Raw genomic sequence first — 13624 nt, 5'->3', positions numbered from 1 at the left:
GGTGACGGTCTCTCCACGTCTAACAGTGCCCGAGTTGAGAGATCACCCCACCCCGTCTCGCATTTCGCTACGCTCATGCGAGCCGACCCTCCCCCTCCAGGGGAGGGTGAGAGATCACCTACCATGTCACGACGCCGCGTTGAACTTATCCTTGGTAACCGCTAAGGCATCCATCCAAATCTTGGGGAGAAAACATGGCGGATACCGCAGAGCCCGTGGCGGTCGCCCTTGACGACGCGACGGTGGCGTTTCGCGTGGCCGGGGATCGGGTCTACACAGCCGTGGAGCGGGCTAATCTGTCCGTCGCCCATGGCGAGTTCGTCGCCATTGTCGGCCCGACCGGATGCGGGAAATCGACGCTGCTCAACGTGGCGGCCGGCCTCCTGAAGCCCGCGGCTGGATCGGTGAAGATTTTTGGTCAGCCGCTGACCGGCCTGAACCGGGATGCCGGCTATCTGTTCCAGGCCGATGCGCTGTTTCCCTGGAAGACCGCGATCGACAACGTCGCCATCGGCCTCGACATCAAGGGCGCGCCGCGCGAGCAGTCGCTGCAGCGGGCGCAGGGCTGGCTCACGTCCGTCGGCCTCGGTGCGTTCGCCAACCGTTATCCCCACATGCTCTCAGGCGGGCAGCGCAAGCGCGTCGGCCTTGCGCAGGTGCTGATCCGCGATCCGAAAATCCTCTTAATGGACGAGCCGTTCGGCCCGCTCGACGCGCAGACCCGGCAGATCATGGGCAATTTGCTGCTGGAACTTTGGAACGCCGACCGCAAGGCGGTGCTGTTCGTCACCCACGATCTCGAAGAGGCGATCGCGCTCGCCGACCGCGTCGTGATCATGTCGGCAGGTCCCTCGGCGCGCATCATCGGCGACTGGCGGGTGACGCTGCCGCGGCCGCGCGACATCTCGGAAGTGCGGATGGAAAAGCAATTCCACGAACTGCACCGCGAAATCTGGAGCGTGCTGAAGGACGAAGTGATGAAGGGTTATGCGCAGTCGACGCTAAGTGCGGAGGCAGTCTGATGTCGCGCCTGACACTGCTGTTCTGGCAATTGATGGTGGCGGTAGTGGCACTCTCGCTGTGGCAGTTCCTCGCCACCGTGCCGGTGTTCGGCCGCATGGTGCTGCCGCCGTTCTTCTTCTCCAACCCGGTCGATGTCGGCAGCCAGATCGTCAAATGGTTCTCCTCAGGCGTGATCTGGAAGCACTTGATGATTACGCTGTTGGAGTCGATGCTGGCTTTCGTGATCGGCTCGATCGGCGGCGTGCTGGTCGGGTTCTGGTTCGCGCGCAAGCCCCTCGTCGCCGCGGTGTTCGATCCCTACGTCAAGATGATCAACGCGTTGCCACGCGTGGTGCTGGCGCCGATCTTCGCGCTGTGGCTGGGCCTCGGCATCTGGTCCAAGGTCGCGCTCGGCGTGACGCTGGTGTTCTTCATCGTGTTCTTCAACGTCTATCAGGGTGTCAAGGAAGTCAGCCAGACCGTGCTGGACAACGGCCGCATGCTCGGCATGAACCAGCGGCAGCTGACGCGGCATGTGTACTGGCCGTCGGCGCTGTCGTGGATGTTTTCCTCGCTGCACACCTCGGTCGGCTTTGCCGTGGTCGGCGCCGTCGTCGGCGAATATCTGGGATCGGCGGCCGGGCTCGGCTATCTGATCCAGCAGGCCGAAGGCGTGTTCGACGTCGCCGCCGTGTTCGCCGGCATGTTCGTGCTGTCGGCTTTTGTCATCCTGATCGACATGGGCGTGACGCTGGTGGAACGTCGGCTGTTGGTCTGGCGGCCAAATGCTGCGGAGGGGCGGGGGTAGGTCTCTCCGTCACCGCAGGAATCGTAGGGTGGGCAAAGCGTAGCGTGCCCACCATCGAGATTGCGATGCGGATGGATGGTGGGCACGGCACTGCGTGCCTTTGCCCACCCTACGGCTTTTGCGCCTAGGTGGCGACATCGGAAGCCAGCTTAAACTGCGGAGCCAGTTTCACATCAGCGGTGATCGAGTTGGAGATGAAGCAGTTTGCTTTCACGTCGGCCATGATCGTTCGGGCGGCCGCGATATCGGCCTCGCTGCTCAGGACTACAATTGGCTGAACGCTGACTTCAACGATCCGATATTTGCCGTCCACATTTTCCAGCAAACCTTCCGCGGCGCTTTCATAGGCTATAAACGCCAGCTTCTTGCCTTGTGCGAACGCGACGAACGTCAGCATCATGCAGGCATTCAGCGCGGCGACCAACATTTCTTCGGGGGCCCAGACGCCTGCCTCTCCCTTGAATTCCGGAGGACTGCCGATCTCGATGTCGGGTTTGCCGGGTGCCGATGTTCGGCCGCGGCGAGCGGCGTCCCAGACCAGGTTGTTGCTGTAGTGAAAGGATTTGTATCTTTTCTCGGTTGCCACGTGATCCTCCACAGAACGTAGGGTGGGCAAAGCGAAGCGTGCCCACCATTAGAATGCGATACGGATGGATGGTGGGCACGGCGCGATGCTCCTTTGCCCACCCTACGGCTTCAGCCGTCATTGCGAGGAGCGCAGCGACGAAGCAATCCACATCTCCGAGAAAAGAAAGATGGATTGCTTCGCTGCCGCTCGCAATGACGGTGGAGGGCCGTCTGCAGCCCTCAGTTCAGCAGCTTCGTATCGTCAGGCGCCTGCGGCGGCGTTTTGATGGCGATCGCCTTGATGGTGCGGCCATCGGGCTTTGTGCCGCCATGCGGCGTGCCCTTCGGGATGATGACGAGATCGCCCGGCTTCACCTGCACCTCCTTGTCGCCGAGCCAGATCGTGCCCTTGCCCTCGAGGATGTACTGAATCTCGTTGGCATTTGCGTGCAGATGCTTGGGTGGGCTGCCGTCCTGGATCGAGATGGTCGCGCCGTCCACCGAGACGAACGTCTTGTTGCGCATGCCGCCGGCGTTGGCGGGCGACAGCGCGTCGCCCTCCAGTTCGCCGGTGTGGATGACCTGCGCGGTGATGGTCTCGGCGGCGATTGCCGGCCGGAGCAGATGGGTGACGCTGCAACCGGCGGCAAAGGCGGCGGCGAGCGATAGGGTGATGGTCAGGCGATTCATGGGCAGTCCTCCCCAGTGTTGATTATGTATGGGGCGATGTTATGCCGCCCGGTCGCGCCTGACCAGCGGTCGGAAAGTCGCCTTCTCAACGTCCGCGCGCTGCTCTATCTTGCGGCCAACGAATGGAGGAACCCATGAAGAAACTGTTTGGCCGGCTGGCCGCTTCGCTGCTGGCGCTGGTGCTGACGACGGGATTTGCCGCAGCGCAAAGCAAGGTCACGGTGGCGGTCGGGGGCGGCGCCTGCCTGTGCTACCTGCCGACGGTGCTGGCCAAGCAGCTCGGCGAATACGAAAAGGCCGGCCTCGCCGTCGAGCTGGTCGACCTCAAGGGCGGTTCGGACGCGCTGAAAGCCGTGCTCGGCGGCAGCGCCGACGTGGTGTCGGGCTATTTCGACCACTGCGTCAATCTGGCCGCCAAAAAGCAGGAACTGCAGTCCTTCGTGGTCTATGACCGCTATCCCGGCCTGGTGCTGGTAGTATCGCCGGCCCACACCAATGAGATCAAGTCGATCAAGGATCTGGCCGGCAAGAAGGTCGGCGTCAGCGCGCCGGGCTCCTCGACCGATTTCTTCCTGAAATATCTTCTCAAGAAAAATGGCCTCGATCCGACCAGCGCCGCTGTCATCGGCGTCGGCCTGGGGGCTACCGCCGTGGCGGCGATGCAGCAGGGACAGATCGACGCAGCCGTGATGCTCGACCCCTCGGTCACCGTCCTGCAGGGCAGCTACCCGGACTTGAAGATCCTTGCCGACACCCGCACGCAAAAGGACACGCTCGCCTTGTTCGGCGGCGAGTATCCGGGCGGCGCGCTCTACACCACCACGGCGTGGATCAAGTCGCACGACAAGGAAGTGCAGGCGCTGACCAATGCGATCGTCAACACGCTCACCTGGATTCACTCGCATTCGGCGGAAGAGATCATGGCGAAGATGCCCGACGAAATCGTCGGCAAGAACAAGGAGCTCTATCTCGCCGCGCTGAAGAACACGATCCCGATGTATTCGCTGACCGGCATGATGGACCCCAAGGGCGCTGACGCGGTGCTCGCCGTATTCAGCGAAGGTTCACCCGAGGTCGCGAAAGCCAATATCGACGTGACCAAGACCTGGACCAACAAATATGTCGAGCAGGTCAAGAAGACCACCGGCTCAAGCGCGAAATAAGAGCTGGGCAGTATTGGCGTGAAATCAGGCGAAGTCAGGCGATGAGTGACACTAAACCGCTGGTCATTCATCGCGTCAGTGTGCTCGACCTCGTTGTCGAAAGGTGGGTGTGGCCGTTTGCCGAAACGCGCCGCGCCGAGATCGATGCGCATTTCGCCGACAAGCAGCGCGAAAGGCCTGCGCTGTTTAACGGCCGCGTCCTGCTCGGGCGCAACCCGGTGTTTGCAAGCGACCGCCTGAGCGCCAGCTATTTCGAAACTGATTTTGCAAGTTTTCTGGCCTGGCGCGACTGGGGTTTTCCCGACCCATCCGTGTTCAACGGTTTCGGCATGGGCGCGCTTCTTTGCGCCGACGGCGCGTTTGTGCTCGGCGAGATGGGCCAGCACACCTCGAACGCGGGGCGCATCTATTTTCCCTCCGGCACCCCGGACCTCGACGACGTCAGGGACGGCACGCTCGACATATCGGGCAGCGTCACGCGCGAACTCGAGGAGGAAACCGGACTCGCCCCGGGCGAATACGAAAGCGAGCCGCATTGGCACTGCATCTACACCGGACCTGCGCTTGCGATGATCCGCATGCTGCGGATCGATATGCCGGCCGACGCCGTGCGCGACCGGATCGTGGCCAATCTCGCCGCGCAGCATCAGCCGGAATTATCCGCCATCCACCTCGTGCGCGGCATCCACGATCTCTCCTCCGCCATGCCGCGTTTTGTCACGGCCTTCATCGAAGCCCAATTCGCATCCCGACTCTGACGTACAGGTTGCACTGATCTTGTGCGGCTGCGCACTGTGGCCGCAAGCAATACGCTTGACATCTGGTCGCGCGACCAATGTGATAGGCGGCAACAAGAACAAGAAAAATGCAGTGCACAAAAACAATCCAGGGAGGATTCCATGCCGGGGCGCAAAGCTGCACGCCTTCTTGTCGGGCTGTCTGCCGCAATCGCGGTGCTGGGGACGGCGGTTTCCGCCGAGGCTCAGGAAAAGAAAATCAAGATCGGCGTGATCTACGACCTCACCGGCCCGCTGGCGGGTGGCGGTTCGGAGCTGCAATATATCGGCGCCAAGATCATGCTCGACCAGTACGCCAAGACCGGCGTTGAGGGCTACAAGGTCGAAGCGGTCTATGCCGACGCCCAGAGCAAGCCTGATGTCGCGATCAACGAGGCGGTGCGGCTGATCGAGCAGGAAAAGGTCAACATGCTGCTCGGCTTCTTCTCCTCGGCGCAATGCGTGCCGGTGGCCGCGCGCGTCGAGCAGCTCAAGAACTTCATGTGGATTACCACTTGTATCTCTTCGGCGGTGCTGGCCGACAAGAACTTCAAATATGTGTTCCGTCCGCAGGCCTCGGGCGACCAGTTCGGCATGATGACGATGGATTTCATCGCGCAGAATTCCAAGGAGAAGTTCGGCAAGGAGCCGAAGGACCTGCGCGTCGCCATCATCCACGAGGACGGCGCCTATGGCGTCGACGTCTCCAAGGGCAACGAGTTAGGTGCCAAGAAGGCCGGCTTCAACGTCGTGATGAAGGAGGGCTATTCCGCCACCGCGCCCGATCTGTCCGCGCTGGTCACCAAACTGAAGCGCGCGCGACCCGATGTGATCTTCCACACCGGCTATAACCCCGACATCACCCTGTTCGGGCGTCAGGCGCGCGAGCAGGGCCTGAAATTCGCGGCGCTCGTAGGCCACGGCGCGGGCTACGGCGTGTACGAGAAGCTGAAGGAAGGTCTTGGCGCCGACGCCAACTATCTCTTCAACACCGATCCGGTCTCGATCTGGATCGCCAACCAGAAATCCATGAACCCGAAACTGCCGCCCATTATCAAGATGGTCGGTGAGGAGTTTGACAAGCTGAAGCCCGGCGTGGCAATTCGCTCCGCCCATGTCGGCATGGCGGCGTCGAACACCTACCTCTTCCTGACGGATGTGCTGCCGCGCGCCATCAAGAAACATGGCGGCGTCGATCCCGATGCGCTGCGCAAGGCGGCGCTGGAGGTCGACGTTCCCGAGGGCGGCACCATGCTCGGCTTCGGCGTCAAATTCCACGGCGAGGGCACGCAGATGGCCGGACAGAACGAGCGCTCGTTCCCGGTGGTCATCCAGTATGTCGACGACAAGTCATACGTGGTGTGGCCGAAGAGCCAGGCGCAGCGCGAGGCCGTGCTGCCCCTGCCGAAGGGAACCACGTTCAGCAACCAGTAGAGCATGATCCCCGCGCAAACGCCTCGCGTTTGTCGTGTTTTTCGGGACCATGCTCAAACAAGAAACGTCGACGGAGCATCTGGCGTGCTGACGGTAGAAGGGTTGGTAAAACGTTTTGGCGGATTCACCGCAGTCAACAACGTATCGTTCCAGGTCGAGCAGGGCGAGATTCTCGGCCTGATCGGCCCGAACGGCTCCGGCAAGAGCACGATCTTCAACATGCTGTCGGGCACGCTGGTGCCGACGGCGGGATCGATCCTGTTCGACGGCGCGGAGATCTCGGGCGTTGCCCCGCATCGCATCATCAACAGCGGCATCGGCCGCACCTTCCAGATCCCGCGGCCGTTTCACCGGCTCAGCATTTTTGAGAACGTCGCGCTGGCCGGCTATTACGGCCAGGGCAGCCACAGCCGGGCCAAGGCCGATGAAGCCGCCGAGCGCGCGCTTGCCATGGTCGGGCTGCCGACCGATCGCCACGCCACCGTCGACGGCCTCGGCGCCGCCGGCCTGAAGAAGCTCGAGCTAGCAAAAGCGCTCGCGACGGGACCGAAACTGCTGCTCGCCGACGAAAGCCTCGGCGGGCTCGACGAGCACGAGATGGATCAGGCCGCCGACATGCTGCGCAAGATCCGCGACGAACTCGGCATCACCATCATCTGGGTCGAGCACATCATGGGCGTGTTGATGCGGGTGGTCGACCGCGTGATGGTGCTCGATCACGGCGAGAAGATTTCGGAAGGCTTGCCGAGCGCGGTGGCCGGCGATCCCAGGGTGATCGAGGTCTATCTCGGCACGGACGCGGATTCGAGCCAGGTTGCGGCGTCGGAAGCGCGCCGCAAGGCGGGGGTCTGAGGCATGCTCGAATTGAAAGCGGTCGACGCGGGCTACGGCACCTTCCAGGCCTTGTTCGGCGTCAATCTCGAGGTCAGGGCGGGCGAGGCGGTCGGCGTCATCGGTCCCAATGGCGCCGGCAAGACCACGCTGATGCGCGTGATCTCCGGCCTGATCCGCCCCACCAGAGGCGCGATCGCGATGGAAGGCCACGACGTGCTGGCGACGCCCGCGCATCGCATCGTCGATCTCGGTATTGCACACGTGCCGGAAAACCGCCGACTGTTTCCGCGGCTCACCGTCGACGACAATCTGAAGATGGGCGCCTACATGCCGGGCGCCCGTGCCAAATATGCCGAGCGGCTGGAATTCGTCTTCGATCTGTTCCCGCGCATGAAGGAACGGCGCAGCCAGATGGCCGGCACCATGTCGGGCGGCGAACAGCAGATGTGCGCGATCGGCCGCGCGCTGATGTCGAATCCGAAGCTACTTCTGCTCGACGAGCCGTCGGCGGGCCTGGCGCCGGTCGTGGTGCAGCAGGTGTTCGAACTGGTGAAACGCATCCGTGCCAGCGGGCTCACGGTGCTGATTGTCGAGCAGAACGTGCAGCAGGTGCTGAAGGTGGTCGATCGCGCCTATTTGCTCGAAGCCGGCTCCATTCGCGCATCCGGCACATCGGAAGAGATGATGTCGACCGACACCATCAAGCAGGCTTATCTCGGGGTATAGGCATGATCCGGAAAAGTGGAAACCGGCTTTCCGAAATGATCATGCCTCAACAAGAATAGACGGCAGGGCAAACGATGCAGGGGTTCCTCGACATCTTCGACATCTATCTGCTGGAGGCCGTGGTCAACGGCATCCTGCTCGGCGGCGTGCTGGCGCTGCTCGCGCTCGGCCTCAATCTGATCTTCGGCGTCATCGACGTGACCTGGATCTGTTACGCCGAACTTGTCATGATCGGCATGTACGGCATGTACTACATGGTCCAGGTATTCGGCATGCCGTACTGGGCCGCGGCGCCGTTCGCGATCCTGCTGGTCGCGGCGCTTGGAGCGGCGCTGCATTATATTGTCATCGCGCCGCTATTGACCGCGCCGCCGATCAACCAGTTGCTCGCCACCGGCGGCGTGCTGTTCATCTTGCAGAGCTTTGCCACCGTCGCCTTCGGCATCGACTTCCGCAATCTCGGCATCCGCCTGCCGGTGCTGGCGATCGGCGAGATGCATTTCAGCTATTCGCGGTTGTTGTCATTTGCCGCGGCGCTGATCGGCATGCTGGCGATCTACTTCTTCATGAAGCGCACCTACACAGGAACCGCGATCCGCGCCATCGCGCAGGACCGCCAGATCATGTCGCTGATGGGGGTCGATACCAAGCGCATCTATCTCATCACCTCGGCGCTGGGCGGCGCGCTTGCCGGCCTGGCGGCTTGCCTGCTGGTGCTGCAATACGACGTGCACCCGTTCGTCGGACTGTCGTTCGGGCCGATCACCTTCCTGATCTGCGTGCTCGGCGGCCTCGGCAATTTCGTCGGCGGTTTCATCGCGGCGTTCGTGTTCGCGCAGATCATTTCGCTGGGCGGGCTGTTCTCCGATCTCGAATGGGGCTACGTGCTGGCCTTCGCCTTCTTCATCGTCATGATGTTCATCCGGCCCGCGGGCTTACTCGCGAGGCGCTCGTGAATTCCCGTAACGCCGCCTGGGCCGTCGGCCTGGCAGCGCTGATCGCGCTGCCCTTTGTCTATCGCGATCCGTATCACCTGCACATCCTGGTGCTGATCCTGATCTGGTCGTTCGCCTACACCTCGTGGTCGATCATGGGCCGCTTCGGCCTGGTGTCGCTCGGTCATGGCGGCTTCATGGGCGTCGGCGCCTATGTCACGGCGCTGTTGTGGAACCATCTCGGCGTGTCGCCATGGGTCGGCATTCCCGTGAGCATGGTGGCGGCGGGGGCGCTTGCGCTCGTGGTTGCCTATCCCTGCTTTCGCTTCCGCATCACCGGGCATTATTTCGTGCTGGTGACGCTGGCGCTGTCAGGCATCGTGCTGCAGGTCATCACCGCGACGCGCGATTGGACTGGTGGCTCGCTCGGCTACACGCCCAACCGCACCAAGGGCAGCCAGTTGCTGGCGCTGCAGTTCGACGACAAGATCACCTGGTATCTGATCGCGCTGTTCGTCTGGGTCGTGGGCCTCCTGATCTGGCGCTGGGTCGACCGCAGCATGAGCCGTTATGCCATGGAAGCGATCTCGGAGGACGAGGACGCAGCCGCTGCCGCCGGCGTCAACGTGACAGCCGAAAAGCTCAAGATCACCCTGATCTCGGCGCTGATGACCGCGCTCGCCGGCGCGCTGTACTGCCAGTACCAGATGTTCATCTCGCCCGACACGGTGAGCGGCATCGCGGTGTCGCTGCAGATGGTATTCGCCGTCATCGTCGGCGGCCTCTACGTCTCGCTTGGGCCGACGGTGGGCGCCGTCATCACCATCATGCTCGCCGAAGTGCTGCGCATCGGGTTCGGAACCAAGGCGGTGGGCTGGGACAATCTGGTCTACGGCGTGCTGCTGGTCGTCTTCATCATATTCCTTCCCAAGGGCATTCTTGGTAGCGTCCTCGACAGATTGAAGACGCAACCCAAGCCCTCCGGGACGAAATGAACAAGAAATCCCCAAAACCGCTGACGGACGAACTGAAGCCCTATGTCGCCCCGTTCCGCTACGATGGGGCAGGCGAGTTTCACCTCAAGTCGCACAAGACCAACGAGAAGGGCGGCCTCGACAAGGAGAGCGCGACGAAGATCATCGAGGCCAACCGCGAGCGCATCAACGATTTCCAGGAAAAGCTTTACGCGCAGGACCGCTGGTCGCTGTTGCTGATCTTCCAGGGCATGGACGCCGCCGGCAAGGACAGTGCGATCAAGAGCGTGTTCGAGGGCGTCAACCCGCAAGGCTGCGAGGTCACCGCGTTCAAGCAGCCCTCGACGAAAGAACTCGACCACGATTTCCTGTGGCGCAGCATGATCGCGCTGCCGGAACGCGGCCACATCGGCATCTTCAATCGTTCCCATTACGAGGAATGCCTGGTGGTGCGGGTGCACCCCGAAATCCTCGCGAAACAAAAGATTCCCCCGCGGCTCGTCACCAAGGACATCTGGCGCGACCGCTTCGAGGACATCTCCGCGATGGAGCGCTACCTCGCGCGCAACGGCATCTTGATTCTGAAATTCTTCCTCAACGTCTCCAGGGAGGAGCAGCGCGAGCGCTTCCTCGAACGGCTGGAGGATCCCGCCAAGAACTGGAAGTTCTCGCTCGCCGATATCGGCGAGCGCAAACTGTGGGACAAATACCAGGCCGCCTATCAGGATGTGATCCGCCACACCTCGACCAAGCATGCGCCATGGCACATCGTGCCGGCCGACCACAAATGGTTCGCGCGCGTGGTGATCGGTTCGGCGATCGTGGCCGCGCTCGACAAGCTCGATCTGCATTTCCCTGCTGTCGACAAGGCCGACCGCAGCGAGTTCAAGCAGGTCCGCGAGGCGCTGCTGGCGGAGGGAAAGGGCGGGGCGAAGGCGAAGAAGTAGGATGGGTAGAGCGCAGCGAAACCCATCATGCCATTCCCGACGACGGCGAGCGATGGGTTTCGCTGCGCTCTACCCATCCTACGGGAGTGACTCATTCGTAGCCCGCATGAGCGGAGCGATATGCGGGGCCATCATGGCTGTCTGGCACCGTCCCCGGATATCACTCCGCTCATCCGGGCTACAAGGCTACTCGCTGGACCATCGTTCCGGTGAGGCCGTCATTGTCGACGGCGCGCGCTATGCGACAAATTTTTTGTACAACCAGCGACGGCCGTCGTGGCGCCGCCAAACCTGCCCGCGCACCAGACGGCCGGTTATGCTGCGTCTTGGCATGATGACCCGCCGTAGATGCCAAGTGGTTGGCCTGGCCGGGCGCTGCTTCAATCCAAGCTTCCGGATGTCGATGGCTGTGAAACTGATCGATGGCATGATGTCCCCGTTAGCCCAAGCTGCCGCTGCAGGCACGGCCCGCAGCGGACATCCTGGCCCCCTCATCGGCTTTCACGATCGTCGCCCCTGCTGCGACCGCGAGAAATAAAAGCTGTCCTAGGGATCCCGTTCCCGGATCTCCCCGACACGGGAATCATAGCGAATCGGCCAGCCACAGTGGTCAACCAAATCCGGCTTTTCGGCTCGAGAAATACTTATTGGCCGTCACTGCGGCATTTTTGCCCGCCATGCTTCACCACTACTCACGAACGCCTATGCCGGATACCGGGCGAAACGGTGGGTACGCTGCGCTTTGCCCTACGCAACTGAACGGGCGTGACGACGCTAGCTCGGAAAAATGAGGCACGTCGTCGTACCATGCGCGAGCAATCGGCCCTTGGCGTCGGTGACGCGGCCTTCCGCCGTGCCGACGCGACGGCCGCAGTTGAGCACATTGCCTTCGGCCCTGATCTGCCCTGTCTCCAGCGTGATGGCTCGGACGAGCGAAATCTTGAACTCGACCGTCGTGCTGCCGATGCCTTTTTCGAGCATCGACTGGATGGCCAGGCCCATGCAGCTATCGAGAAGTGTCGCCGTGAGGCCGCCATGCACCGTGCCCGACGGATTGAGATGAGCGCCCGTTGGATCCAATGTGATGACGACGCGACCGCTTTCGGCCTCCACCACATCATACCCCAAGGTCTGTGCGATTGTGTTGAGGGGCAGCACTCCGCTGGCAAGGCCCTTGACGAACTCCAGCCCGCTCATCGCCTTCTGTCGCTCGGGACTGACCGTCCCGTAGATCCTGGTGGCCATGATTTACCTTCGGTTCTTTATGTCCGCGCTCACGCCGCTCACTCCGCCGCTTCCCCGAAAACCATCTGCCAGCCTTTTCGCGTGTCCATGTACTCGCGAACCTGCTTGATGCGGCCGCCTGCGACGACAAAGATGAAGCAGTAGTCGTTGTCATACGGCCGTCCTTCCGGAAGTGTCGCCCGCATCCGCTCCTCGATGATCACCGTGTCGCCATCGGCATGGATGGCGCGGAACGAGATATCGATCTCCGTGAACAGGCGGTGCATCTCGGAGGCGATGAAGCGCGCGATCTGGTCGGGGCCGATCATGTGGTCGGCATGCGCGAGCGCAACCGCCGTTGCATTTCGGGCTGGCGCGATCCATTCGGCGTCCGGCGTGAAGAGGGATGCGATCTGGCCTGCGTCGCGCGTCGAGAATGTCTTCCAGGCGTTGAGGACGATGTCTTTGGCGGTCGGATGATCCATGGTTTGGCCTTCGGTGAGGAGTGAAAATCAATCGTTCCTCATCTAGGCCAGCCTCGCTGTTCACGCTGGCCGGAATCGGACTTCATCACCCGCGGCCACTTTCCCCGGCCGCGCGATACGCTAGAATCCGCCGATGCTGAGTTTCAACGTCTGCAATGCTGCACGGCTGCGGCGCGACGCGCGCTACGACGGCCGTTTCTTCACGGCGGTGCGGACCACGCGGATCTATTGCCGCCCGGTCTGCCCGGTGAAGCACCCGTTGACGCGCAACGTTACCTATTACCCGACGGCAGCCGCCGCAGAGGCGGCGGGATACCGGCCGTGCCTGCGCTGTCGCCCGGAGACGGCTCCGTTCTGCCCGGCCTGGAACGGGACGCGCTCGACGGTTGCGCGCGCGCTGAAACTGATCGACGGCGGCGCGCTGGAGCAAGGCTCGGTCGCCGCACTGGCGGAGAAACTCGGGATCACCTCGCGCCATCTCGCTCGCCTGTTCGAACGCCATGTCGGGGCAAGCCCGCAGCAGGTCGCGACCACCCGCCGCGTCCAGCGCGCCAAGCGGCTACTTGACACCACCGACGATACGATGACCGAGATTGCCTTCCGCGCGGGCTTCGGCAGCGTCCGCCGCTTCAACGCGGCGTTTTCCGGTCTTTACGGCCGCTCACCATCTAGCTTGCGTGCGACATCGGGTGGGCGACGAGCGTGATAGAGGCCTGGACAGGCACCATTAGGTCATCCTTCCTGACCATCTTTTGGCATTGCGGCCGGCCGCAAAATTCGTCTAGAACAGGCCCGGAACGCCGTCCCGGGAACGAACCGTCAATGGTTTTGGCCCAGATTTGGTCGTCCAAAAGGGTCTGGCAATGCTGATTCGCAGCGAAAAGTCTGGAGTTCGGGGTGGAGCGGCCAAGGCTGCCTCTATGTCTGCCCCCGCTCGTCCGGCTGCGACCGCGCCCACCCTCCTTCTTGGCGGGCTTCTGCTTCTTATCGGCCCCTGAGGGCCGTCTGGGCGTTTGCGCCTGGGCACTCAGGGGTTCGTACGAGATCACCAGACCCCTT

Annotated in this window: 15 protein-coding genes; 11 read left to right on the top strand and 4 right to left on the bottom strand. The window is 62.4% G+C overall.

Annotated features, from left to right (window positions below; genetic code table 11):
• Window positions 1–194 precede the first annotated feature (194 nt).
• Together ACPPVP_RS34890 and ACPPVP_RS34885 are read left to right on the top strand one after the other, a co-directional pair.
• The gene (locus tag ACPPVP_RS34890; protein ID WP_426528091.1) at window positions 195–1022 is read left to right on the top strand and encodes an ABC transporter ATP-binding protein; all 828 of its coding nucleotides are present in this window, start codon (window positions 195–197) and stop codon (window positions 1020–1022) included.
• Window positions 1022–1810: an ABC transporter permease gene (locus ACPPVP_RS34885; protein ID WP_426528090.1), complete on the top strand. Its 789-nt coding sequence runs from the start codon at window positions 1022–1024 to the stop codon at window positions 1808–1810. The genes ACPPVP_RS34890 and ACPPVP_RS34885 overlap by 1 nt, the downstream gene beginning before the upstream one ends.
• A 124-nt stretch (window positions 1811–1934) precedes the next feature.
• Here the strand turns inward: ACPPVP_RS34885 and ACPPVP_RS34880 are convergent, their stop codons facing one another.
• Together ACPPVP_RS34880 and ACPPVP_RS34875 are read right to left on the bottom strand one after the other, a co-directional pair.
• Window positions 1935–2396: an OsmC family protein gene (locus ACPPVP_RS34880; RefSeq protein ID WP_426528089.1), complete on the bottom strand. Its 462-nt coding sequence runs from the start codon at window positions 2394–2396 to the stop codon at window positions 1935–1937.
• A 221-nt stretch (window positions 2397–2617) separates the two neighbouring features.
• A complete protein-coding gene (locus ACPPVP_RS34875) occupies window positions 2618–3067 on the bottom strand; it encodes a cupin domain-containing protein (RefSeq protein WP_426528088.1) in 450 nt (149 codons plus the stop codon).
• Window positions 3068–3201: 134 nt separating this feature from the next.
• Here ACPPVP_RS34875 and ACPPVP_RS34870 point away from each other — a divergent pair, with 134 nt between their 5' ends.
• The 8 genes from ACPPVP_RS34870 to ACPPVP_RS34835 all read left to right on the top strand — a co-directional run bounded on the left by ACPPVP_RS34870 (window position 3202) and on the right by ACPPVP_RS34835 (window position 10856).
• Window positions 3202–4230, top strand: coding sequence for an ABC transporter substrate-binding protein (locus tag ACPPVP_RS34870; RefSeq protein ID WP_426528087.1), 1029 nt, complete (start codon window positions 3202–3204; stop codon window positions 4228–4230).
• A 41-nt stretch (window positions 4231–4271) separates the two neighbouring features.
• Window positions 4272–4988, top strand: a complete 717-nt coding sequence (locus ACPPVP_RS34865; RefSeq protein ID WP_426528086.1) for an NUDIX hydrolase — start codon at window positions 4272–4274, stop codon at window positions 4986–4988.
• 141 nt (window positions 4989–5129) lie between these two features.
• On the top strand, window positions 5130–6440 hold the full coding sequence (locus ACPPVP_RS34860) for an ABC transporter substrate-binding protein (protein WP_426528085.1): 1311 nt from the start codon (window positions 5130–5132) through the stop codon (window positions 6438–6440).
• A gap of 84 nt (window positions 6441–6524) precedes the next feature.
• Entirely contained in the window at window positions 6525–7292 is a 768-nt protein-coding gene (locus ACPPVP_RS34855) for an ABC transporter ATP-binding protein (protein ID WP_426528084.1), read from the top strand.
• A gap of 3 nt (window positions 7293–7295) precedes the next feature.
• Entirely contained in the window at window positions 7296–8000 is a 705-nt protein-coding gene (locus ACPPVP_RS34850) for an ABC transporter ATP-binding protein (RefSeq protein WP_426528083.1), read from the top strand.
• 74 nt (window positions 8001–8074) lie between these two features.
• Window positions 8075–8956 (top strand): branched-chain amino acid ABC transporter permease, encoded by an 882-nt coding sequence (locus tag ACPPVP_RS34845; protein WP_426528082.1) that lies wholly within the window; start codon window positions 8075–8077, stop codon window positions 8954–8956.
• Window positions 8953–9930: a branched-chain amino acid ABC transporter permease gene (locus tag ACPPVP_RS34840; RefSeq protein WP_426528081.1), complete on the top strand. Its 978-nt coding sequence runs from the start codon at window positions 8953–8955 to the stop codon at window positions 9928–9930. Before ACPPVP_RS34845 ends, ACPPVP_RS34840 begins: the two co-directional genes overlap by 4 nt.
• Window positions 9927–10856 (top strand): polyphosphate kinase 2 family protein, encoded by a 930-nt coding sequence (locus ACPPVP_RS34835; protein ID WP_426528080.1) that lies wholly within the window; start codon window positions 9927–9929, stop codon window positions 10854–10856. Before ACPPVP_RS34840 ends, ACPPVP_RS34835 begins: the two co-directional genes overlap by 4 nt.
• 774 nt (window positions 10857–11630) lie before the next feature.
• Here ACPPVP_RS34835 and ACPPVP_RS34830 read toward each other — a convergent pair.
• Window positions 11631–12101, bottom strand: a complete 471-nt coding sequence (locus tag ACPPVP_RS34830; RefSeq protein ID WP_426528079.1) for a PaaI family thioesterase — start codon at window positions 12099–12101, stop codon at window positions 11631–11633.
• Window positions 12102–12139: 38 nt separating this feature from the next.
• A complete protein-coding gene (locus tag ACPPVP_RS34825; protein WP_426528078.1) occupies window positions 12140–12565 on the bottom strand; it encodes a nuclear transport factor 2 family protein in 426 nt (141 codons plus the stop codon).
• A 133-nt stretch (window positions 12566–12698) separates the two neighbouring features.
• Here ACPPVP_RS34825 and ACPPVP_RS34820 point away from each other — a divergent pair, with 133 nt between their 5' ends.
• On the top strand, window positions 12699–13271 hold the full coding sequence (locus tag ACPPVP_RS34820; protein ID WP_426528077.1) for a bifunctional transcriptional activator/DNA repair enzyme AdaA: 573 nt from the start codon (window positions 12699–12701) through the stop codon (window positions 13269–13271).
• Window positions 13272–13624: the final 353 nt, after the last annotated feature.

Origin of the sequence: Bradyrhizobium sp. McL0615, assembly GCF_049993905.1 — a bacterium.
In the GTDB taxonomy this organism is placed as follows: Bacteria; Pseudomonadota; Alphaproteobacteria; order Rhizobiales; family Xanthobacteraceae; genus Bradyrhizobium.
Note: the sequence above shows the minus strand (reverse complement) of the source record. Positions and strands in the feature narration are given on the sequence as shown.

Bases quoted from the DNA above. Each gene is read 5' to 3' on its own strand.
- ACPPVP_RS34825 (WP_426528078.1), bottom strand. From the start codon at position 12,565: ATGGATCATCCGACCGCCAAAGACATCGTCCTCAACGCCTGGAAGACA.
- ACPPVP_RS34850 (WP_426528083.1), top strand. From the start codon at position 7,296: ATGCTCGAATTGAAAGCGGTCGACGCGGGCTACGGCACCTTCCAGGCC.
- ACPPVP_RS34845 (WP_426528082.1), top strand. From the start codon at position 8,075: ATGCAGGGGTTCCTCGACATCTTCGACATCTATCTGCTGGAGGCCGTG.
- ACPPVP_RS34885 (WP_426528090.1), top strand. From the start codon at position 1,022: ATGTCGCGCCTGACACTGCTGTTCTGGCAATTGATGGTGGCGGTAGTG.
- ACPPVP_RS34875 (WP_426528088.1), bottom strand. From the start codon at position 3,067: ATGAATCGCCTGACCATCACCCTATCGCTCGCCGCCGCCTTTGCCGCC.
- ACPPVP_RS34870 (WP_426528087.1), top strand. From the start codon at position 3,202: ATGAAGAAACTGTTTGGCCGGCTGGCCGCTTCGCTGCTGGCGCTGGTG.
- ACPPVP_RS34865 (WP_426528086.1), top strand. From the start codon at position 4,272: ATGAGTGACACTAAACCGCTGGTCATTCATCGCGTCAGTGTGCTCGAC.
- ACPPVP_RS34835 (WP_426528080.1), top strand. From the start codon at position 9,927: ATGAACAAGAAATCCCCAAAACCGCTGACGGACGAACTGAAGCCCTAT.
- ACPPVP_RS34820 (WP_426528077.1), top strand. From the start codon at position 12,699: ATGCTGAGTTTCAACGTCTGCAATGCTGCACGGCTGCGGCGCGACGCG.
- ACPPVP_RS34890 (WP_426528091.1), top strand. From the start codon at position 195: ATGGCGGATACCGCAGAGCCCGTGGCGGTCGCCCTTGACGACGCGACG.
- ACPPVP_RS34830 (WP_426528079.1), bottom strand. From the start codon at position 12,101: ATGGCCACCAGGATCTACGGGACGGTCAGTCCCGAGCGACAGAAGGCG.
- ACPPVP_RS34860 (WP_426528085.1), top strand. From the start codon at position 5,130: ATGCCGGGGCGCAAAGCTGCACGCCTTCTTGTCGGGCTGTCTGCCGCA.